The organism is Klebsiella sp. CN_Kp100 (assembly GCF_040065315.1).
GTDB classification, from domain to species: domain Bacteria; phylum Pseudomonadota; class Gammaproteobacteria; order Enterobacterales; family Enterobacteriaceae; genus Klebsiella; species Klebsiella oxytoca.
The window spans coordinates 78,176-99,836 of the sequence record NZ_JBEAIJ010000007.1 but is presented as its reverse complement, the minus strand read 5'-3'; the positions used below and the strand labels follow the sequence as shown (position 1 = coordinate 99,836).

Annotated in this window: 19 protein-coding genes and 1 pseudogene; 11 read left to right on the top strand and 9 right to left on the bottom strand. The window is 56.1% G+C overall.

The window, feature by feature from the left end; genetic code table 11:
* Positions 1–100 precede the first annotated feature (100 nt).
* A complete protein-coding gene (gene tolC / locus ABLV12_RS07295) occupies positions 101–1,561 on the bottom strand; it encodes an outer membrane channel protein TolC (RefSeq protein WP_023330044.1) in 1,461 nt (486 codons plus the stop codon).
* A gap of 195 nt (positions 1,562–1,756) precedes the next feature.
* Here tolC and nudF point away from each other — a divergent pair, with 195 nt between their 5' ends.
* From nudF to parE, 5 genes are read left to right on the top strand one after another with little or no spacing between them, the layout of a single operon-like run.
* Positions 1,757–2,389: an ADP-ribose diphosphatase gene (gene nudF / locus ABLV12_RS07290; RefSeq protein WP_004105859.1), complete on the top strand. Its 633-nt coding sequence runs from the start codon at positions 1,757–1,759 to the stop codon at positions 2,387–2,389.
* Positions 2,386–2,808, top strand: coding sequence for a DUF1249 family protein (locus ABLV12_RS07285; protein ID WP_004105856.1), 423 nt, complete (start codon positions 2,386–2,388; stop codon positions 2,806–2,808). The genes nudF and ABLV12_RS07285 overlap by 4 nt, the downstream gene beginning before the upstream one ends.
* 24 nt (positions 2,809–2,832) lie before the next feature.
* Positions 2,833–3,660 (top strand): 3',5'-cyclic-AMP phosphodiesterase, encoded by an 828-nt coding sequence (gene cpdA / locus ABLV12_RS07280; protein WP_023321648.1) that lies wholly within the window; start codon positions 2,833–2,835, stop codon positions 3,658–3,660.
* A complete protein-coding gene (yqiA, locus tag ABLV12_RS07275; RefSeq protein ID WP_348866947.1) occupies positions 3,660–4,235 on the top strand; it encodes an esterase YqiA in 576 nt (191 codons plus the stop codon). The genes cpdA and yqiA overlap by 1 nt, the downstream gene beginning before the upstream one ends.
* 30 nt (positions 4,236–4,265) lie before the next feature.
* On the top strand, positions 4,266–6,161 hold the full coding sequence (gene parE / locus ABLV12_RS07270) for a DNA topoisomerase IV subunit B (protein ID WP_004105850.1): 1,896 nt from the start codon (positions 4,266–4,268) through the stop codon (positions 6,159–6,161).
* A 42-nt stretch (positions 6,162–6,203) separates the two neighbouring features.
* On the opposite strand, the gene ABLV12_RS07265 is transcribed toward parE, so the two are convergent.
* From ABLV12_RS07265 to qseB, 4 genes are all read right to left on the bottom strand, one after another.
* Positions 6,204–6,518: a putative quinol monooxygenase gene (locus ABLV12_RS07265; protein ID WP_004105848.1), complete on the bottom strand. Its 315-nt coding sequence runs from the start codon at positions 6,516–6,518 to the stop codon at positions 6,204–6,206.
* A 90-nt stretch (positions 6,519–6,608) separates the two neighbouring features.
* Complete coding sequence (locus tag ABLV12_RS07260; RefSeq protein WP_004105846.1) at positions 6,609–7,190, bottom strand: NAD(P)H-dependent oxidoreductase; 582 nt, start codon at positions 7,188–7,190, stop codon at positions 6,609–6,611.
* A 106-nt stretch (positions 7,191–7,296) separates the two neighbouring features.
* Complete coding sequence (gene qseC, locus ABLV12_RS07255) at positions 7,297–8,646, bottom strand: quorum sensing histidine kinase QseC (protein ID WP_017145413.1); 1,350 nt, start codon at positions 8,644–8,646, stop codon at positions 7,297–7,299.
* Positions 8,643–9,302, bottom strand: a complete 660-nt coding sequence (gene qseB, locus ABLV12_RS07250) for a quorum sensing response regulator transcription factor QseB (protein ID WP_004105839.1) — start codon at positions 9,300–9,302, stop codon at positions 8,643–8,645. The genes qseC and qseB overlap by 4 nt, the downstream gene beginning before the upstream one ends.
* A 151-nt stretch (positions 9,303–9,453) precedes the next feature.
* Here qseB and ABLV12_RS07245 point away from each other — a divergent pair, with 151 nt between their 5' ends.
* The 5 genes and pseudogenes from ABLV12_RS07245 to ABLV12_RS07225 form a co-directional block, all read left to right on the top strand.
* A complete protein-coding gene (locus tag ABLV12_RS07245) occupies positions 9,454–9,861 on the top strand; it encodes a YgiW/YdeI family stress tolerance OB fold protein (protein ID WP_004105835.1) in 408 nt (135 codons plus the stop codon).
* Between the two features lie 150 nt (positions 9,862–10,011).
* Positions 10,012–12,270, top strand: coding sequence for a DNA topoisomerase IV subunit A (gene parC / locus ABLV12_RS07240; protein WP_004105833.1), 2,259 nt, complete (start codon positions 10,012–10,014; stop codon positions 12,268–12,270).
* A gap of 183 nt (positions 12,271–12,453) precedes the next feature.
* Positions 12,454–13,191 carry a 1-acylglycerol-3-phosphate O-acyltransferase gene (gene plsC / locus ABLV12_RS07235; protein WP_004115619.1) on the top strand — a complete coding sequence of 246 codons (738 nt, stop codon included), beginning with the start codon at positions 12,454–12,456 and terminating at the stop codon, positions 13,189–13,191.
* 84 nt (positions 13,192–13,275) lie between these two features.
* Entirely contained in the window at positions 13,276–14,688 is a 1,413-nt protein-coding gene (gene ftsP / locus ABLV12_RS07230) for a cell division protein FtsP (RefSeq protein ID WP_004105829.1), read from the top strand.
* A 30-nt stretch (positions 14,689–14,718) separates the two neighbouring features.
* Positions 14,719–16,933, top strand: a pseudogene (locus ABLV12_RS07225) (YgiQ family radical SAM protein); the annotation flags it as partial.
* Positions 16,934–17,086: 153 nt separating this feature from the next.
* Here ABLV12_RS07225 and ABLV12_RS07220 read toward each other — a convergent pair.
* The 3 genes from ABLV12_RS07220 to yqhD form a co-directional block, all read right to left on the bottom strand.
* Positions 17,087–17,542 (bottom strand): HIT family protein, encoded by a 456-nt coding sequence (locus tag ABLV12_RS07220; RefSeq protein ID WP_004105825.1) that lies wholly within the window; start codon positions 17,540–17,542, stop codon positions 17,087–17,089.
* Positions 17,543–17,640: 98 nt separating this feature from the next.
* Complete coding sequence (gene dkgA / locus ABLV12_RS07215) at positions 17,641–18,468, bottom strand: 2,5-didehydrogluconate reductase DkgA (protein ID WP_004105823.1); 828 nt, start codon at positions 18,466–18,468, stop codon at positions 17,641–17,643.
* 132 nt (positions 18,469–18,600) lie between these two features.
* Positions 18,601–19,764, bottom strand: coding sequence for an alcohol dehydrogenase (yqhD, locus tag ABLV12_RS07210; RefSeq protein WP_017145414.1), 1,164 nt, complete (start codon positions 19,762–19,764; stop codon positions 18,601–18,603).
* Between the two features lie 196 nt (positions 19,765–19,960).
* On the opposite strand from yqhD, the gene ABLV12_RS07205 reads away from it, so the two are divergent.
* Positions 19,961–20,860 (top strand): AraC family transcriptional regulator, encoded by a 900-nt coding sequence (locus tag ABLV12_RS07205; protein ID WP_016808000.1) that lies wholly within the window; start codon positions 19,961–19,963, stop codon positions 20,858–20,860.
* Between the two features lie 43 nt (positions 20,861–20,903).
* Here ABLV12_RS07205 and yghB read toward each other — a convergent pair whose 3' ends face one another.
* Positions 20,904–21,563, bottom strand: a complete 660-nt coding sequence (gene yghB, locus ABLV12_RS07200) for a DedA family general envelope maintenance protein YghB (RefSeq protein WP_004105816.1) — start codon at positions 21,561–21,563, stop codon at positions 20,904–20,906.
* Between the last annotated feature and the right edge of the window lie 98 nt (positions 21,564–21,661).

Below are 21,661 nucleotides of genomic sequence, written 5' to 3'. Positions count from 1 at the left end.
GAAGCGAATAGGGGCGGAAAGCGGGAGATCTTTACGTTGCCTTACGTTTAACGCTTCGCTTACCCGTGTGGGTAAGCGAAGCGCGGACGACGCAAGCGGACTACTGGCGGAACGGGTTGCTGCCGCTGGTGCTGCGTGCTGATGCTGGTTTTGCCGCGGCGGTGTTGCTGTAGCCGTCGGCGCTGGCATCCTGCTGAGGATTTTCCGGCGCGACGCTATCCGGTGAAGTCGGAATAGACTTGCCCAGCGTATTGTTCAGCGCAACCAGATCCTGCTCGTTCAGCGTACCGAGTGCGGATTTGATGTTCAGCTCGTTAATCAGGTAGTTATAACGCGCGTTGGACAGCTGCTGTTTTGCGTTATACAGCGTAGTGGTCGCGTCCAGTACATCGACGATGGTACGCGTACCTACCGAATAACCTGCTTCCATAGCATCCAGGGAACTTTGCGCGGAAACCACGGCCTGTTTGTAGGCATTAATGCTGCTGATAGACGCGTTCACGTTGTTAAAGGATGAACGAACGGTCTGCACCACGCTGCGGTGGGCGCTTTCCAGCTGTTCGCTGGCGCCGACAAAGTTGTACTGCGCCTGTTTAACCTGAGAGTTTACCATTCCGCCCTGATACAACGGCAGGGAGAAGCTAAGGCCGATTTTGTTTTGACCGGCATCGTTATCTCGGTATTGCGCATTATCACGGGTTTTTGAGCCGTCGTAGCTGGTGTTTGACACGCCGCTTGAGGCGGACAAGCTTAACGTCGGCAGATGGCCATCCTGCGCCTGGCGAATCTGCTCACGCGCCAGATCCTGGCTCAGACGCGCCTGCAGCAGCGACAGGTTACGGCTTTCCGCTTCTTTCAGCAGCGCGTTAACGGCTGACGGTTTGTTGGTTTTAAAACCATCCACGTTGAGCGACGCCAGTTCTGGATAGTAGTTGCCGGTCACCTGGCGCAGTTCTTCAACGGCGTTATCGAGATCGTTGCGCGCGGTGACTTCATTCGCCAGCACAGCATCGTACTGCGAGCGGGCGTTTTGTACGTCAGTGATGGCAACCAGGCCAACGTTAAAGCGCTGGGTGGTCTGATCTAACTGACGATAAATCGCCTGTTTCTGCGCTTCGGTATAGGAGAGCGTGTCGATCGCGGCCAGCACTTTAAAATAGGCGGTTGCGGTGTTCAGAATCAGCGATTGCTGATCCGTCTGGTAGGTGACGTCCTGAATACCCGCTTGTTTTTCCTGCAGCGTCAGCGCTCGCCATTTTGACATATCGAACAGGACCTGCGTGAGCTGCAGCGAGCCGCTGGTGACGTTGGAGTTAACGCCGTTGCTGTCGCGAAATCCGTTGGTATAGGAATAATCCGCACCCAGACCGAGCTGCGGCAGTAATGGGCTACGCGCTTCGTTGATCTTCTCGAATGCGGCATCACGATCGGCTGCTGATTTACGCAGATCAGGGTTACTGATACGCGCCTGCTGATAAACCTGCAGCAGGTTTTCTGCCTGGCTCATGGCGCTGAAGCCAGTCAGGCCCAGGCCGATAAGGATGGGAAAGAGTTTCTTCATTTGCATTCCTTGTTGTGAAGCATTTAGCGCTACTCAAATTCTAAAAATAATCGCTGATTGTATAGAGTCTGTTACCGTAAAAAGTTGGCGTTATGTGCCATGGGGCGGTAATTTGCACCAATCTAACATACGCGCCATAAAACGGTAGCCACACCGTCTATAAATTCATAACTTCATATTCTACAGGATATCGAAATGAGTAATGTCAATCAGCAGGAGATTACCTTCTCTAAAAACGATGTAGAAATTATTGCACGCGAAACGCTATATCGTGGTTTTTTTTCGCTCGATTTATATCGTTTCCGCCACCGCCTGTTTAACGGTGAGATGAGCGGCGAAGTGACCCGCGAAATTTTTGAGCGCGGTCACGCAGCAGTCTTGCTACCCTTTGACCCGGTGCGTGATGAAGTGGTGCTCGTCGAGCAGATCCGTATTGCGGCGTATGATACCAGTGAGAGCCCGTGGCTGCTCGAAATGGTCGCCGGCATGATTGAAGAAGGCGAGTCGCCTGAAGATGTCGCCCGCCGTGAGGCGGTAGAAGAAGCCGGGCTTAATGTCGGCCGTATTAAGCCGGTCCTGAGTTACCTGGCCAGCCCCGGCGGCACCAGCGAAAGGCTGTCTATTATGGTGGGTGAAGTCGATGCAACGACGGCAAAGGGGATTCACGGACTGGCCGATGAAAATGAGGATATTCGTGTCCATGTGGTAAGCCGGGAACAGGCTTATCGGTGGGTAGAAGAGGGGAAAATCGACAACGCAGCCTCTGTCATTGCGCTGCAATGGCTGCAACTGCATTATCACAATTTACGAAACGAGTGGACAAAATGAAGCGTTATACACCTGACTTCCCTGAAATGATGCGCCTGTGTGAAACCAATTTTGCTCAGCTGCGCCGCCTGTTGCCGCGAACGGATGCAGCGGGAGAAAAGGTGAGTTACCAGGTGGGCAATGCGCAATACCGATTAACGATCGTCGAATCGACCCGCTACACTACCTTAGTGGCGATTGAACAGACTCTGCCAGCGGTGAGCTACTGGAGTCTGCCGTCAATGACGGTACGGCTCTATCACGATGCAATGGTCGCTGAAGTGTGTTCAAGCCAGCAGATCTTTCGCTTCAAAGCGCGGTATGATTATCCTAATAAAAAGTTGCATCAACGCGACGAAAAGCATCAAATTAATCAGTTTCTGGCCGATTGGCTGCGATACTGTTTAGCACATGGAGCGATGGCGATTCCGGTTTGTTAGCGTCGTGAAACCTAAGGACACCATTTGGAAAGCCTGTTAAACCTACCTTTGGCTGGTGAGGCCAGAGTCAGGATATTACAAATTACTGATACTCACCTGTTTGCTGAAAAACACGAAACGCTGTTAGGTATCAATACCTGGGAAAGCTATCAGGCTGTACTGGATGCTATCCACGCCTCTCAGCGAGAATGCGACCTGATTGTTGCCACAGGCGATCTGGCGCAAGATCACTCCGCCGCGGCCTATCAGCATTTTGCTGAAGGCATCGCGAGTTTTGCTGCACCCTGCGTCTGGCTACCGGGCAATCATGATTTTCAACCGGCGATGTACAGCACGCTGCAGGAATCAGGCATCTCCCCCGCTAAACGCGTATTGCTGGGCGACCACTGGCAGATATTGCTGATGGACAGCCAGGTGTTCGGTGTGCCGCACGGCGAGCTGAGCGATTTCCAGCTGGAGTGGCTTGAGCAGAAGCTGGCGGAGGTTCCTGAGCGTTACACGCTGCTGCTGTTACACCATCATCCTCTGCCGTCAGGCTGTAGCTGGCTGGACCAGCATAGCCTGCGCAATGCCGGGGCGCTTGATTGCGCGCTGGCCGCTTTTCCTCGCGTTAAGCATCTGCTGTGCGGTCATATTCACCAGGAGCTGGACCTTGACTGGAACGGGCGGCGAATGATGGCCACGCCATCCACCTGCGTGCAGTTTAAGCCGCACTGCGCTAACTTCACGCTCGATACCGTCTCCCCAGGCTGGCGCTGGCTGGAACTGCATCCTGACGGCACCTTGACCACTGAAGTTTGCCGCCTTGAAGGCGTGAAATTTCACCCGGATATCGCTTCAGAAGGATACTGATGTCTACGCTTCTCTACCTGCATGGTTTTAACAGCTCACCGCGGTCGGCAAAAGCGACTGCGCTGAAAGAGTGGCTGGCGCGGACTTATCCCCACATCTCTATGGTGATACCTGAGCTCCCGATTTATCCTGCGCAAGCGGCGGAATATCTGGAGGCCCTCGTGCTGGAACACGGCGGCGAACCGCTGGGCGTTGTCGGCTCCTCGCTGGGGGGATATTATGCGACCTGGCTATCGCAGTGTTTTATGCTGCCCGCGGTGGTAGTGAACCCTGCGGTGCGCCCGTTCGAGCTGCTGAACAATTTCCTGGGCCCCAATGAGAATCCATACACGGGGCAGCAATATGTGCTAGAGTCACGCCATATTTACGATCTCAAAGTCATGCAAATTGACCCGCTGGAAGCGCCGGATTTAATCTGGTTATTACAGCAAACGGGCGATGAAGTGCTTGATTACCGCCAGGCCGTTGATTATTTCGCCTCCTGCCGACAAACGGTAGAGGAGGGCGGTAATCACGCATTTGTTGGCTTTGAAGATCATTTCACTCAGATTATCGATTTTCTGGGCCTGCGCTAAGCGGTTCGGAACGACCTACGAATACACACCATGACGCAATCTTCATATAACGCTGATGCCATTGAGGTACTCACCGGGCTAGAGCCGGTTCGCCGCCGTCCGGGAATGTACACGGATACCACACGACCAAACCATCTTGGTCAGGAAGTTATTGATAACAGCGTGGATGAGGCTCTGGCCGGTCACGCGAAACGCGTGGAGGTCATTCTCCATGCCGATCAGTCGCTGGAAGTTATCGACGATGGACGCGGAATGCCGGTGGATATCCACCCTGAAGAGGGGGTGCCGGCAGTTGAACTGATTCTTTGCCGCCTGCACGCGGGAGGGAAGTTCTCCAATAAGAACTACCAGTTCTCCGGCGGCCTGCACGGCGTCGGGATTTCAGTGGTCAACGCCTTATCGAAACGCGTTGAAGTGAATGTGCGCCGCGACGGTCAGGTCTATAGCATCGCCTTTGAAAACGGCGACAAAGTGGAAGATCTCCACGTGACCGGCACCTGCGGTAAGCGCAATACCGGGACCAGCGTCCATTTCTGGCCGGATGAAAGCTTTTTTGATAGCCCACGTTTTTCCGTCTCGCGCCTTTCGCATTTGTTAAAAGCCAAGGCCGTTCTTTGCCCGGGCGTAGAGATTGTTTTCCGCGATCTGGTCAACGACAGCGAGCAGCGCTGGTGCTACGCCGATGGCCTGACCGACTATCTTAGCGAAGCGGTTAACGGCCTGCCTCTGCTGCCGGAAAAACCGTTCGTCGGCACCTTCTCTGGCGATACCGAAGCGGTCGACTGGGCGCTGCTGTGGCTGCCGGAAGGCGGCGAGCTGCTGACCGAAAGCTACGTCAACCTGATTCCTACCATGCAGGGCGGAACCCACGTTAACGGCCTGCGCCAGGGCTTACTGGACGCCATGCGCGAGTTTTGCGAATACCGGAACATCCTGCCGCGCGGCGTGAAGCTGTCGGCGGAAGATATCTGGGAGCGCTGCGCCTACGTACTCTCCGTGAAGATGCAGGATCCGCAGTTTGCCGGGCAAACCAAAGAGCGCCTCTCTTCGCGCCAGTGCGCCGCGTTTGTTTCCGGAGTCGTCAAAGATGCCTTCAGCCTGTGGCTAAACCAGAACGTCCAGTCGGCAGAGCTGCTGGCGGAAATGGCGATCTCCAGCGCCCAGCGCCGCCTGCGCGCGGCGAAAAAAGTGGTGCGCAAAAAGCTAACCAGCGGTCCGGCGCTGCCCGGCAAGCTGGCGGACTGCACCGCCCAGGATTTGAACCGAACCGAACTGTTCCTTGTGGAAGGGGATTCGGCGGGCGGTTCTGCCAAGCAGGCGCGCGATCGCGAATATCAGGCGATCATGCCGCTGAAAGGTAAAATCCTTAACACCTGGGAAGTCTCTTCCGATGAAGTACTGGCTTCACAGGAAGTGCATGACATTTCTGTCGCCATCGGTATCGACCCGGATAGCGACGACCTGAGCCAGCTGCGCTACGGCAAGATTTGTATTCTGGCGGATGCCGACTCCGACGGTCTGCATATCGCAACCCTGCTGTGCGCGCTGTTCGTCAGACACTTCCGTAATCTGGTTAAACACGGCCATGTTTACGTGGCGCTTCCGCCGCTATACCGTATTGACCTCGGTAAAGAGGTGTATTACGCGCTGACGGAAGAAGAGAAAACCGGCGTGCTGGAACAGCTTAAGCGGAAGAAGGGTAAGCCAAACGTACAGCGCTTTAAAGGGCTGGGCGAGATGAACCCGATGCAGCTGCGTGAGACGACGCTGGATCCTAATACCCGCCGTCTGGTGCAGCTGATTATCAACGATGAGGACGAACAGCAGACGACTGCCATGATGGACATGCTGTTAGCGAAGAAGCGTTCTGAAGATCGGCGTAACTGGCTACAAGAGAAGGGCGATCTGGCTGAGCTGGACGGGTAATAAAAAAATCGGCCAGGGAACTGGCCGATTTATTTTGTGCGCTTAAATACCGGATTCCAGAATACGGATATTCATCTCCAGCACGTCGCCTTTAACGGCTTCACCGTAGGCTTTCATGTGCGGAGTCTGCAGGTGCGCTTCAAGATGCGCGACGCTTTCCCACTGCTCGACCATGACGATGGAGTCCGGCGAGGTGGTCTGAAAACTGACGCCAGCGGCGTGATCCACCAGCGGCGCATAGCCGTGACAGCCCTCTTCCTGGAGAACGGTCGGGGTAATTTTTGCGAACTGATCCAGCACCGCCTGACGATGGTGTTGCCCCGGACGAGTGCGAATTTCAGCAATCACTGTCAACATGGTTAACTCAACTCCTTCTGTGTATTCTCATCATACTTCAAGCCGCCGCCAGAGTAGCCGCGCTTGTCGTCTTTTCATAACTCAGTACAGTTAACCAAAAATTTCCGCCAGATGCTTGCGATATTCTGCCGTATAACGCGGAACATCGGGCATTTTGATCACATCGTTGGCGATGAAGGTCGGCAGGGCGCTCATCCCAAGGAACTGGTTAGCCTTATGGAACGGCAGGTAAACGCCGTCGACGCCGACGCCGTGGAAAAACTGATCTTTCTCGGTGAAGGCTTCCATCGGCGCATTCCAGGTCAGGGACAGCATATATTTTTTGCCCTGAATCAGGCCGCCGGAACCATATTTCTTACTGGCATCGGAGCGGGTGCGGCCATCGCTGGCGTACAGCGCTCCGTGACCTTCGGTAAAGACATCGTCGATGTACTTTTTCACCGTCCAGGGCGCGCCCATCCACCAGCCCGGCATCTGCCAGATAACCACGTCAGCCCAGAGAAAATTCTGCACCTCTTCTTTGACATCGTATTCGCTCTCGGCGCGGACGACCTTAACATCATGCCCGGCGTCGCGCAGATAACCATCCGCGACCTCGGTCAGGGTGTCGTTCAGTTGGCCGTTAGAGTGGGCGAATTTTTTCGCACCGTTGATAATCAGAATGTTGCTCATTTTTTATCCTCAACCTTTCAATTTTGTGAGTCATGTTACCCCGTCGGGCAGAGCGGTAAAATGAGCAAAATGTGCAAAGTCTTTTGCTTTTTTAGCAATAATAGCGCTACCAGCGAATGCGCGCTTCGAATCCGCCGTCCCGGGCGTTGCCGAAACTGGCCGTCATTCCGTGCAGCGCGGCGATACGTTTGACGATGGATAGCCCAAGACCGCTGCCGGGTTGTTCCTGTCCCGGCGGGCGATAAAAGCGCTCGCCGATACGCGCCAGGGCTTCGGCGCTAATGCCCGGGCCGTTATCGCGCACGCGAAATTCACCAGCTTCAAGCGTGATATCGACCTGGCTTCCGGCGGCGCTATAGCGTACGGCGTTATCTAAAAGATTGCGCACCAGCAGGCTTAACAGCAGCGGCTGGCCGGTGCGTGCGACGTTATCCGCATTCAGATGCAGACGCAGCTCAACGCCGGCCTGCTGAGCGGGGTGGTACATCTCCATCACCGCCGACTGCAGCAGGTCGTCCAGGGCGACGCGCTGGATATCGTCCAGCTGCGCCAGCGAATCCAGGCGCGACAAAGTCAGAAGCTGATCGACCAGGCGGGTTGCGCGATCGATACCCTGGTGAAGCTGCGCCAGCGCTTTATCCAGCCCCTGCGGATCGTCCTTCGAAAGCTGGGCTACTTCAGTTTGCACCTTCAGCGCCGCCAGCGGACTGCGCAGTTCGTGGGCCGCATCGGATGTGAAGCGACGCTCGCGGATCATGGCATCATGCGTGCGGATAAACAGCTGATTTAGCGCGTCGACCAGCGGGCGAACTTCATTGGGCACGTTTTTATTATTCAGCGTTTCGGCGGAATCCGGCGCCCGGGCGCGCAGCGTGTTGGCCAGCTTTTTCAGCGGCGCCAGTTCCCGGCTTAACAGCACGATGAGTAGCAAAAACATAAGCGGCAGCGCAATCAGCCAGGGCGTGAGCTGGCTGGTGACGATATCCAGCGCCATCTCGCGACGGTAATCCCACTCCTGGCCGACAACGATACGATGGCGGCCGTCGCGGGTGGTGAGCCACAGAAAACGCCACTCGTCGTCATCGCCGCGCAGATAGCCGTCGCTGAATCCCTCCCGATTGCGGCCCCACGGGATATCCTGGCCATTCTCGCCATCGTTAAGCACCATCTTGCCATCGGTGGTAAAGATAGCGAAAGCCAGCGCGTCGTCGTCGAGATGACCGTGCTTGACCTTCTTCTTCTCTCGCACCTGCGAAGAGAGAGTGTGAAGCTCGTCAAAATTCATTGCGCTAAGGCGGCGGGCGAATAGCAGCTGCTGGGTATCGAAGAGCTTATCCAGCTTATCGGTCGTTTGTTGCCAGGCCACAAAGCTGGCGATGCCCCATGCGGCGCTGGTCAGCAGCAGGAAAAGGAGCGTCAGGCGAACGCGCAGGCTCAGTTTGCCCAGTCGTTTCATGCGTCCCCCAGGGTGTAGCCGATACCGTGAACGGTGCGAATGAAACCGCTGCCGAGTTTACGGCGTAGATGGTGGACGTGCACCTCTATCGCATTGCTGGAAACGTCGTCATCCCAGCTGTAGAGTTTTTCTTCGATCAGCTTACGCGGCAGCACGCGTCCGGCGTTACGCATCATCAGCTCCAGCAGAGCAAACTCCTTTGGCTTGAGCGCCAGGCTTTCGCCGTTCAGGGTGGCCGTGAGCCGGCCCGGGTCGAGAACCACGCTGCCGTGCCGCAGCTCGCTGCTGCTCTGGCCGTGGGCGCGGCGCATCAGCGCTTCCAGACGGGCGGCGACTTCAATCAGCGCAAAGGGTTTGCATAGATAGTCATCGGCGCCGAGCCGAAGCCCTTCAACCCGCTGGCTTAGCGCGTCGCGGGCGGTAAGGATCAGTACCGGTTCATGGCGGCCTTTGTCGCGCCATTCGCGCAGGATATCCAGCCCATCAATGCCGGGAAGGGTCAGGTCCAGAATAATGGCGTCATAGGGGGCGTTGTACAATGCGGCTTTTCCTTCCTCACCGCGGGTAAACCAGTCGACGCTGAATCCCATTTTTGTCAGCCCTGCCTTGAGGCCGTCACCGATCAGTTTATCGTCTTCCACCAATAAAATACGCATTCTCCTGCTCCTGTATCCCTCGGCTATTCCAGCAGTAAAGCGCGTTGCGGCGCGCCCTGTACAGGAATAAAATTTATTTTTTCCGCTTAAGAAGTTGTTAAGTTTTGCCCGGTGTAATAGTGACGATATAAACACAAAGGGAGAACACATCATGAAGAAAATCGCCGCAATGACCGCCATCATCGCTTTAGTTTCCATGCCGGTACTGGCTGCTGAACAGGGCGGATTTTCCGGCCCTGGCTCCACGCAAACCAGCCAGACAACCTCGCAAAATGGCGGGTTTATTGGCCCGAACGGGAGCGTAACGACGGTTGCGAATGCGAAAAGCCTGCGTGACGATACCTGGGTGACCCTGCGCGGTAAAATCGTGGAGCGTATTTCCGATGATCTGTATAAATTCCAGGACAGCTCCGGCACCGTCAACGTCGATATCGATCACAAGCGCTGGAACGGCGTGACCGTTACCCCGCAGGATACGGTAGAGATCCAGGGCGAAGTCGATAAAGACTGGAACTCAGTGGAGATCGATGTAAAGCAGATTCGTAAAATCACCCCCTAATTTGCGAATCGCCTTCAGCCATAACTGAAGGATGCTCACGGAATTCCTCAACCGGCCTAACGCCCTGTGACTCAGGGCGTCAGATAGGGTATTATCGCCGGTAGTTTTGCCGTCCGAACGGCCGGTACGCAGATTGAGGATTCACGATTAATGAGCGATATGGCAGAGCGCCTTGCGCTGCATGAATTTACGGAAAACGCCTACCTTAACTACTCCATGTACGTCATCATGGACAGGGCGCTGCCGTTTATTGGCGATGGCCTGAAGCCGGTCCAGCGTCGCATCGTCTATGCGATGTCTGAACTGGGTCTGAACGCCAGCGCGAAGTTCAAAAAGTCCGCCCGCACCGTCGGTGACGTGCTGGGTAAATACCATCCCCACGGCGACAGCGCGTGCTATGAAGCCATGGTGCTGATGGCTCAGCCCTTCTCCTACCGCTATCCGCTGGTTGACGGTCAGGGAAACTGGGGGGCGCCGGACGATCCTAAATCCTTCGCCGCAATGCGTTATACCGAATCCCGTTTGTCGAAGTATGCTGAACTGCTGCTGAGCGAACTGGGGCAAGGCACCGTTGACTGGGTACCAAACTTCGACGGCACTTTGCAGGAGCCGAAGATGCTGCCTGCGCGCCTGCCCAATATTCTGCTAAACGGTACTACCGGCATTGCCGTTGGGATGGCGACGGACATTCCGCCGCACAACCTGCGTGAAGTGGCCCGGGCGGCCATTACCCTGATTGAAAAGCCGCAAACTTCGCTGGATGACCTGCTGGATATCGTGCAGGGGCCGGATTACCCGACCGAAGCGGAAATCATTACCCCCCGTGCCGAAATCCGCAAAATCTACCAGAATGGCCGCGGTTCGGTGCGGATGCGCGCGGTATGGGCCAAAGAAGACGGCGCGGTGGTGATTAGCGCGCTGCCGCATCAGGTTTCCGGCGCCCGCGTGCTTGAGCAGATCGCCGCCCAGATGCGCAACAAAAAGCTGCCGATGGTGGATGATCTGCGCGACGAGTCGGATCACGAAAACCCGACTCGCCTGGTGATCGTCCCGCGCTCTAACCGCGTCGATATGGAGCAGGTGATGAACCACCTGTTCGCGACGACCGATCTGGAAAAGAGCTATCGTATCAACCTGAATATGATCGGGCTCGATAACCGTCCAGCGGTTAAAAACCTGCTGGAAATCCTCTCGGAATGGCTGACCTTCCGTCGCGATACCGTGCGCCGTCGTCTCAGCTACCGTCTGGAAAAGGTTCTCAAGCGCCTGCATATTCTTGAAGGTTTGCTGGTGGCGTTCCTGAATATCGATGAAGTTATCGAGATCATTCGTCACGAAGATGAGCCGAAACCGGCGCTGATGTCTCGCTTCGGCCTCAGCGAGACCCAGGCGGAAGCGATTCTGGAGTTAAAACTGCGCCATCTCGCCAAACTGGAAGAGATGAAGATTCGCGGCGAGCAGAACGAGCTGGAAAAAGAGCGCGACAACCTGCAGGCCATCCTGGCCTCTGAACGCAAGATGAATAACCTGCTGAAGAAAGAGCTGCAGGCCGACGCCGACGCCTTTGGCGACGATCGCCGCTCGCCGCTGCGCGAGCGCGAAGAAGCCAAGGCGATGAGCGAGCACGATATGCTGCCGTCTGAGCCGGTGACTATCGTTCTGTCGCAGAGCGGCTGGGTACGCAGTGCCAAAGGTCACGATATTGACGCGCCGGGGCTGAACTATAAAGCGGGCGACAGTTTTAAATCGGCCGTGAAAGGGAAGAGCAATCAGCCGGTGGTCTTTATTGACACTACCGGGCGCAGCTACGCGATTGACCCGATTACCCTGCCGTCCGCGCGCGGTCAGGGCGAGCCGCTTACCGGTAAGCTGACGCTGCCTCCGGGGGCGACGGTTGAACATATGCTGATGGAAGCCGATGATCAAAAACTGCTGCTGGCTTCCGACGCAGGCTACGGATTTATCTGTACTTTCAACGATCTGGTGGCGCGCAACCGCGCCGGTAAGACGCTGATTAGCCTTCCGGATAACGCGCACGTGATGCCGCCGCTGGTAATAGAGGACGAATCGGACATGCTGCTGGCCATTACCGCTGCCGGCCGCATGCTGATGTTCCCGGTCAGTGACTTGCCGCAGCTGTCGAAAGGTAAGGGCAACAAGATTATTAATATTCCGTCGGCGGAAGCGGCTGCGGGCCAGGATGGCCTGGCGCATCTGTTTGTCCTGCCGCCGCAAAGTACGCTGACGATTCATGTCGGTAAGCGGAAAATTAAACTCCGTCCGGAAGAGCTGCAAAAAGTCACCGGCGAGCGCGGCCGCCGCGGCTCTCTGATGCGCGGATTGCAGAAAATCGATCGGATAGAGATTGATTCTCCGCGTCGCGCCTCTGCGGGCGGTAGCGAAGAGTAAGATGCACCTCCCTCGCGGTGAGGCGGGGAGGTGAATATTTACCGCAAAAACGTTGTTTATTCAGGCATTGCGATTAACAATGTGCTCCCAGGGAACCTGTGCCCGGCCTGAATTGCGCTATGGCGTCAATCATTTGCTAAACAGCGAGTATAATTCTAAGCGGTTTGGGTTTTAGAGGTAGCTATGCTATTTATTTTTCGACTAATTATCGTTGTCATTTACTGTATTCTGGTGTGCATCTTCGGCTGTATCTATTGTCTGTTCAGTCCGCGTAATCCTAAGCACGTCGCCACCTTCGGTCACCTTTTTGGCAAGCTGTCGCCGGTCTTCGGTCTGAAGGTTGAACTCCGCAAGCCTGCCGATGCCGAAAGCTACGGTAACGCTATCTATATCGCTAACCACCAGAATAACTATGATATGGTGACGGCATCGAATATCGTACAGCCGCCGACCGTTACGGTAGGTAAAAAAAGCCTGGCGTGGATCCCTTTTTTCGGCCAGCTCTATTGGTTGACGGGGAATCTACTGATTGACCGCAATAACCGGACAAAAGCGCACGGCACCATTGCAGAAGTCGTGAACGCATTTAAAAAGCGCAAAATCTCTTTTTGGATGTTTCCGGAAGGGACTCGCAGCCGCGGTCGCGGTTTGCTGCCTTTTAAAACCGGTGCCTTTCATGCGGCTATCGCGGCGGGCGTACCCATTATTCCGGTATGCGTGTCTAATACTTCGAATAAAATTAAGCTCAATCGCCTGAATAACGGTCTGGTGATTGTCGAAATGCTGCCGCCGGTCGACACCAGCCAGTACGGGAAAGAGGGCGTCCGCGCGCTGGCGACGCACTGTCGCGAGCTGATGTCCGCGAAAATTGCCGAGCTGGATAAAGAAGTTGCCGAACGCGAAGCGGCCGGCAAGAAATAACACCGGAAACGCCGCAAACGGCGCGCGTATTGCTGGCGGGAAACGAATTCCCTTATTCATTAGTCAGTGTCTCATGGAGTTAATATGTCACTCAGTCGGCGTCAGTTCATTAAGGCTACAGGCGTAGCGCTGTGCGCAGGCGCCGCGCCGCTGAAGGCACAGGCTGCTGGTCAGCAGCCCGCGCTGCCGATTCCTCCTTTGCTTGAGTCCCGCCGTGGGCAGCCGCTGTTTTTGACGCTACAGCGTGCGCACTGGTCGTTTACGCCGGGCACCCGCGCATCGGTGTGGGGGATTAACGGCCGCTACATGGGGCCAACCATCCGCGTCTGGAACGGCGATGATGTGAAGCTGATCTACAGCAACCGCCTGACGGAAAACGTCGCGATGACGATACGCGGTCTGCAGGTTCCCGGTCCGCTGATTGGCGGCGCGGCGCGTATGATGTCCGCCAACGCCGACTGGGCTCCGGTGCTGCCGATCCGCCAAAGCGCGGCGACGCTGTGGTATCAGGCCAACACGCCAAACCATATGGCGAAACAGGTTTATAACGGTCTTGCCGGGATGTGGCTGGTAGAAGATGAGGTTAGCAAGAATTTGCCGATCCCTAACCACTACGGTGTGGATGATTTCCCGGTGATTATTCAGGACAAGCGCCTGGATAACTTCGGTACGCCTGAATATAGCGAACCCGGCAGCGGCGGCTTCGTTGGCGATACGCTGCTGGTGAACGGCGTGCAGGGGCCTTTTGTTGAAGTGTCGCGCGGCTGGGTGCGCCTGCGTCTGCTGAATGCGTCTAACTCCCGGCGCTACCAGCTGCAGATGAGCGATGGTCGGTTGCTGCACGTCATCTCCGGTGACCAGGGGCTGCTTCCGGCGCCGGTTTCGCTAAAGCAGCTGTCGTTGGCTCCGGGCGAACGGCGCGAAATCCTGGTCGACATGACCAACGGCGATGAGGTGTCGATAACCTGCGGGGAAGCGGCGAGTATCGTCGATCGTATTCGCGGTTTCTTCGAACCGTCGAGCATCCTGATTTCAACGCTGATTCTGACTTTGCGCCCGACGGGCCTGCTGCCGCTGGTGACCGATAGCCTGCCTGTGCGCTTGCTGCCTACGGAAATGCTGGCCGGCGCGCCGATCCGCAGCCGCGATATTACGCTTGGCGACGATCCGGGAATCAACGGCCAGCTGTGGGATCCGCAGCGTATTGATATTACGGCGCAGCAGGGAACCTGGGAGCGCTGGACGGTGCGCGCCGACCGGCCGCAGTCGTTCCATATTGAAGGCGTCATGTTCCAGGTGCGTAACGTGAACGGTTCTGCGCCGTTCCCGGAAGACCGCGGCTGGAAGGATACCGTCTGGATCGACGGGCAGGTTGAGCTGTTGGTCTATTACAACCAGCCCTCCTGGCCGCACTTTCCGTTCCAGTACTTAAGCCAGACGCTGGAGCTTGCCGACCGCGGCTCCATTGGCCAGATTCTGGTGAATCCGGCGCCGTAATTTATTTTGCCCGGCCTGCTGCTGGCCGGGATTGGAAAAACCTCCTTCATTTCTCCCATCGTTCCGGCTTATAATCGCCGCCCTTTTTGATTATTTTTTTATCATTTTCCCCGGAAGCAATATGAGCGCAATATCCCTGATCCAACCGGATCGTGACCTTTTCTCCTGGCCGCAGTATTGGGCCGCCTGTTTTGGCCCCGCGCCTTTTCTGCCAATGTCGCGAGAAGAGATGGATCAACTTGGCTGGGATAGCTGCGACATCATCCTGGTGACCGGCGATGCTTATGTCGATCACCCGAGCTTCGGGATGGCGATTTGCGGACGCATGCTGGAATCCCAGGGATTCCGCGTGGGGATTATTTCCCAGCCGGACTGGAACAACAAAGATGACTTTATGCGTCTGGGTAAACCGAACCTGTTCTTCGGCGTGACCGCCGGTAACATGGACTCGATGATCAACCGCTACACTGCCGACCGTAAGCTGCGCCATGACGATGCCTACACGGCGGGTAACGTGGCCGGTAAACGCCCGGATCGCGCTACGCTGGTCTACACTCAGCGCTGCAAAGAGGCGTGGAAAGATGTCCCGGTGATCCTCGGGGGCATCGAAGCCAGCCTGCGCCGTACCGCGCACTATGACTACTGGTCCGATACCGTGCGCCGTTCGGTGCTGGTGGACTCTAAGGCCGATATGCTGATGTTCGGCAACGGCGAGCGTCCGCTGGTGGAAGTGGCGCACCGTCTGGCCGCCGGCGAGCCTATCGGGCAAATTCGCGATGTACGCAACACCGCCATCATGGTGAAGGAAGCGCTGCCTGGCTGGAGCGGGGTGGACTCCACGCGTCTGGACACGCCGGGGAAAATCGACCCGATCCCGCATCCGTATGGTGAAGATCTACCGTGCGCGGATAACAAAACCGTCGCGCCGCCAAAACAGGAAGCGAAGCGCGTTACCGTCCAGCCGCCGCGTCCGAAACCGTGGGAGAAGACCTACGTTCTGCTGCCCTCGTTTGAGAAAGTAAAAGGCGATAAAGTTCTCTACGCGCATGCCTCGCGCATTTTGCACCATGAAACTAACCCCGGCTGCGCCCGGGCGCTGATGCAGAAGCACGGCGAGCGCTATATCTGGATTAACCCGCCCGCCATTCCGCTCTCAACCGAAGAGATGGATAGCGTGTTTGCGCTGCCCTATAAGCGCGTTCCGCATCCTTCTTACGGCGATGCCCGCATTCCGGCCTATGAGATGATTCGCTTCTCCATTAACATCATGCGCGGCTGTTTTGGCGGCTGTTCGTTCTGCTCGATTACCGAGCATGAAGGTCGGATCATTCAGAGCCGTTCCGAAGATTCGATCATCAATGAAATCGAAGCGATTCGTGATACGGTGCCCGGCTTTACCGGTATTATTTCCGATCTTGGCGGCCCGACGGCCAACATGTATATGCTGCGCTGCAAGTCGCCGCGCGCCGAGCAGACCTGCCGCCGCCTGTCATGCGTTTATCCAGATATCTGCCCGCATATGGACACCAACCATGAGCCGACGATTAACCTTTACCGTCGCGCCCGCGATCTTAAAGGCATCAAAAAGATCCTCATCGCATCCGGCGTTCGTTACGACATTGCGGTTGAAGATCCGCGCTACATCAAAGAGCTGGCCACCCACCACGTAGGCGGTTATCTGAAGATTGCTCCTGAACATACCGAAGAGGGGCCGCTGTCGAAGATGATGAAGCCGGGTATGGGCAGCTACGATCGCTTTAAGCAGTTGTTCGATACTTATTCGAAGCAGGCGGGTAAAGAGCAGTATCTGATTCCATACTTTATTTCCGCCCACCCGGGGACGCGAGATGAAGATATGGTGAATCTCGCGCTGTGGCTGAAGCAGCATCGTTTCCGCCTGGATCAGGTGCAGAACTTCTATCCGTCGCCGCTGGCGAACTCCACCACCATGTATTACACCGGCAAGAACCCGCTGGGTAAGATTGGCTATAAGAGTGAGGATGTGGTGGTGCCGAAGGGCGACAAACAGCGCCGCCTGCACAAGGCGCTGCTGCGCTATCACGATCCGGCCAACTGGCCGCTGATCCGTCAGGCGCTGGAAACGATGGGTAAAAAGCACCTGATCGGCAGCCGTCGCGATTGCCTGGTACCGGCGCCGACGCTGGAAGAAATGCGCGAAGCGCGTCGCCAGAACCGCCATACCCGACCGGCGCTGACGAAGCATACGCCGATTGTGCACCAGCGTTCGAACGGCGGGGCCACGGCGAAGAAGCCCGTAAAACGCGGCAAGGTTGCCGGTCGTTAAGCCTGCAGTATTGCCCGGTAGTGCCTCGCTGACCGGACCTGATCATTCCGGGCCCGGTCAGCCGCTTGCCAAACGGCAAAGCAAATTCTATGGCTATGCTTCTCTGATTCTGGCCGCCAGCGCTGCCAGCTTTTCATCATCCGCCCGCTCGTGATCGTGGGAGGAGAGATAGCCTTCATATTGCGCAAAAAACTTAGTCTGACGCGACTCGATCGGCCGCCATTGGGACATATCCCCGGTGCCGTGCATCGGACTGAGTTTGCTGTGGACATGGTCAACGCCATAGCCTTCAAAAAACATCCCCGTACGTCCCACGTCATCGAAGGATTTATCCAGAAGCTTTGCCACCTTCTGCGTCGCCAGCACCAGGTCGGCCAGCGCCTGCGGCGGCATATCAAACGCATAGCTGGGATAGTGCTTCTTCGGGATCACGACCGTAAAACCGTCGGTATTTGGATAAATGGAGAGAAAGGCGAGGTGGTGCTCATCTTCCCACACCTTGTGGCAGGGGGCTTTCCCCTCAACAATTTGACAGAAAATACAGCTCATCAGCACGCATCCATTTGATTGCAATAAGCCATAAATGTACGTGGTTTTAGCCGGACTGCAAAGCGATGCTCCGCCGGGATCCGACGGAGCAGGAAGGATTAGCCGCCGAACTGATCCGGGTCAGGCCCGAGGCGTTTGTTTTTGTCCAGCTTAGTGATTTCACTCAATTCATCTTTATCAAGACGGAAGTCCCAGACGTTAAAATTCTCGGCGATGCGCGACGGCGTTACGGATTTCGGGATCACCACCAGGCCGCTATCGAGGTGCCAGCGGATGACGATTTGCGCCGGCGTTTTGCCGTATTTGTCCGCCAGTTGGTGAATAATTTTCTGATCGAATACCCCTTCACCGCCCTGTGCCAGCGGGCTCCAGGACTCGGTCTGAATTTTATGCGTCGCATTCCAGGCATGAAGCTGACGCTGCTGCAGCAGAGGATGCAGTTCAATCTGGTTTATCACCGGGGCGACGCCGGTTTCATCAATGATTTTTTGCAGATGGTGGACCTGGAAATTACAGACGCCGATGCTTTTTGCCAGCCCTTGCTGCTGTAGCTCAATTAGGCTTTTCCAGGCATCAACGTAATGGTTCGTAGCCGGCACCGGCCAGTGAATGAGGTATAAGTCGACGTAGTCGAGTTTGAGTTTTTTAAGGCTTTCCTGCAGCGCTTCACGGGGCTGCTTTTGATCGTCATTCCACAGCTTCGTGGTGACGAACAGCTCATCGCGGGCAACGCCTGCGCTGCTCAGTGCATTGCCGACGCCGGTTTCATTCTGGTATACGGCGGCGGTGTCAAATGAGCGATAACCGACTTCCAGCGCCTTATGAATGGCGGAGACGACTTCCTCGTTGCCTGCTTTCCACACGCCGAGCCCCAGCTGCGGCATCAGGTTGCCGTCGTGTAGTTTTATAACGGTTGGATGTGTCATGCCTTCCTCCTGTTAATGAACTCAGCGGGACAGAATCCGCTGAGGGGTAGCATTAAGTCTGGACGAAATAGCTAAAAACGGTAGTTAAACTCCTCTCCTTTGCGCGAGTTTACGCGTCGGAGAGGGCGTTGATTAGCGTGCAGCCTCGTAAATACGGCGGCTGACGTCCAGAGTAATATCCTGATTTTCACCCAGTTGGGTCATACCGTGCTCTTCCAGTTTCGCCAGCAGCGCCGGGATGGAGCTACCATCCAGACCGTAGGCGGAAAGGCGAGTCGGGACGCCCATGCGTTCGAAGAAATCACGCGTTGCGGCGATGGCGGCGTCAATACGCTCTTCTTCAGAACCTTCGGTGATGTTCCAGACGCGAGCGGCGTACTGCAGCAGTTTAGCGCGTTTAGCCTCGCGTTTTTCATTCCACAGCGCCGGCAGAACGATGGCCAGCGTCTGCGCGTGATCGAGCCCGTGCATGGCGGTCAGTTCGTGGCCCAGCATGTGGGTCGCCCAGTCCTGCGGTACGCCTGCGCCGATCAGGCCGTTCAGCGCCTGGGTGGCGGCCCACATAATATTGGCGCGAACGTCGTAGTTTTCCGGCTCTTTCAGCGCCTTCGGACCGTCTTCCACCAGGGTCAGGAGAATGCCTTCGGCGAAACGGTCCTGGATTTTACCGTCGACCGGATAGGTGACGTACTGCTCAACGGTATGGACGAATGCGTCAACGACGCCGTTAGCCACCTGGCGCGGCGGCAGGGTGTAGGTGTAAACCGGATCCAGAATAGCGAACACCGGCTGGACGTGGGTGGACATAAACGCGCGTTTGTCGCCGGTGGTTTTACGCGAGATCACCGCGCCTTTATTAGATTCGGAACCGGTCGCAGGCAGCGTCAGCACGGAGCCCATCGGGATAGCGCTGGCCACTTTGCTGCCGTAAGTTTCGAGAATTTCCCACGGATCGATACTGGCATCGTAGTGGGCCGCCGCGGCGATGAATTTAGTGCCGTCGAGAACGGAGCCGCCGCCCACCGCCAACAGGAAAGTGATCTTTTCATCACGCGCGATTTTCACCGCGTTCATCAGCGTTTCGTAGGACGGGTTTGGCTCGATGCCGCCAAATTCCCGAACGTCAATGCCGTTCAGCGCGCTGAGAACCTGATCAAGCACGCCGGTTTTCTTCACGCTACCGCCGCCGTAGGTGACAAGCACACGTGCATCCGCCGGGATTTGATCGCGCAGATTTTCAATCGCGCCTTTACCGAACAGAATGCGGGTTGGGGTATGTAGGTCGAAATTATTCATGGCTGGTGCCCTCAAATAGATAAAACCGCCAACAGAGACAATACCTCTGCCAGATGACGGACATTGTGTTCCCGCGGGCCGTTCCCCTCAATGCACATTCCTGCCGTTGTCTTGCCCATTTCTCTTTGTAGCTGGAGAAATTCGCCGGAAGTGCGCACAATGCGAAGGTATAAAAACGTTCGGAGAAGCACGATAAATGAACCGCGCTGAGATATGCCAGCTATTAACGCATAAGGTTAATCAGCTGAAAAATAAAGAAGAAATGCTTAATGGTCTGCTGCCGGATATCCGCCTGCTGTACGGCACTCAGCCGGGGACGCGTACGCCGGTCATGTACCAGCCGGGGATCGTTTTTCTCTTTTCCGGGCATAAAATTGGCTATATCAATGAGCGTACCTTCCGCTATGACACCAATGAGTATCTGCTGCTGACGGTTCCGCTGCCGTTTGAGTGCGAAACTTTTGCCACCCCGGAAGTACCGCTGGCGGGAATAAGGCTGAATGTCGATATTCTTCAACTGCAAGAACTGCTGATGGATATCGGGGAGGATGAGCAGTTTCAGCCGTCCATGGCGTCAAGCGGGATCAACTCTGCGGTGCTGTCCGAAGAGATTCTGTGCGCGGCGGAGCGGCTGCTGGATGTGATGGAACGCCCGCTTGACGCGCGCATTCTTGGCAAACAGATCATCCGCGAAATTCTCTATCACGTGCTGACCGGGCCGTGCGGGGGAGCGCTGCTGGCGCTGGTCAGCCGTCAAACCCACTTCAGCCTGATCAGCCGCGTGCTGAAGCGCATTGAAAGCCAGTACACTGAGAACCTCAGCGTCGATCAGCTGGCGGCTGAGGCCAATATGAGCGTCTCGGCGTTCCACCATAACTTTAAATCAGTTACCAGCACCTCCCCGCTACAGTATCTGAAGACTTATCGCCTGCATAAAGCGCGCATGCTGATGATCCACGACGGCATGAAAGCCAGCGCGGCGGCGATGCGGGTAGGGTATGAGAGCGCATCGCAGTTCAGCCGCGAATTTAAGCGTTATTTCGGCATGACGCCGGGAGAAGATGCGGCACGCATCAGGACAATACAGGGGATGTAATAACGATCTCAGGGCGGCAAATCCTCGCCGCCCTGGCACCCTATCAGGCGTTGCAGTATTTCTTTTTAATCACCACGATAACCGTACCGAGCAGCCCGGCTATCAGCAGCGCGATAGGCAGAATCATCAGGCAGGTCATGACCTGATCTTCATGACGTTTTACGAAGGGAATCATACTCAACGCATAGCCCAGACCGGTAACTACCCCAACCCACAGCAGCGCGCTCAGCCAGTTGAAAAACTGGAAGCGGCGGTTCGGCAGCCCGGAAATGCCCGCCATGGTTGGCAGAAGGGTGCGAACAAACGCCAGGAAGCGTCCGGCCAGCAGCGCCAGCAGGCCGTGCTTGTCAAACATGCAGGTTGCCCGCTGATGGTATTTATGCGGCAGATGCCCAAGCCAGCGCTTAACCGTGGCGGTATTACCCAGCCAGCGCCCCTGAATATAGCTGAGCCAGCAGCCGAGGCTGGCTGCAGCGGTTAAGATAGCGACAGTCGGTACAAAGTCCATCACGCCTTTGGCGATGAGCGCGCCGGCGAGCAGCAGCAGGCTATCGCCCGGTAAAAACGAGGCGGGCAGCAGACCGTTTTCCAGAAACAGGGTTGCGAACATGACCAGATATACAACGCCCACAACGTGGGGGTTTGCCAACGCGGCAAAATCATGCTGCCACAGAGCGGCGACGATTTCTTGAATGACAACCATGGACTTTCCTAAGTGGTACCGTGTTTTTTATTTAGTGTACTCCTGAAGAGGCCCGAGCACCTTGATCCCGGGCGCAACTAAAGCGGCCGCTTTTCTTA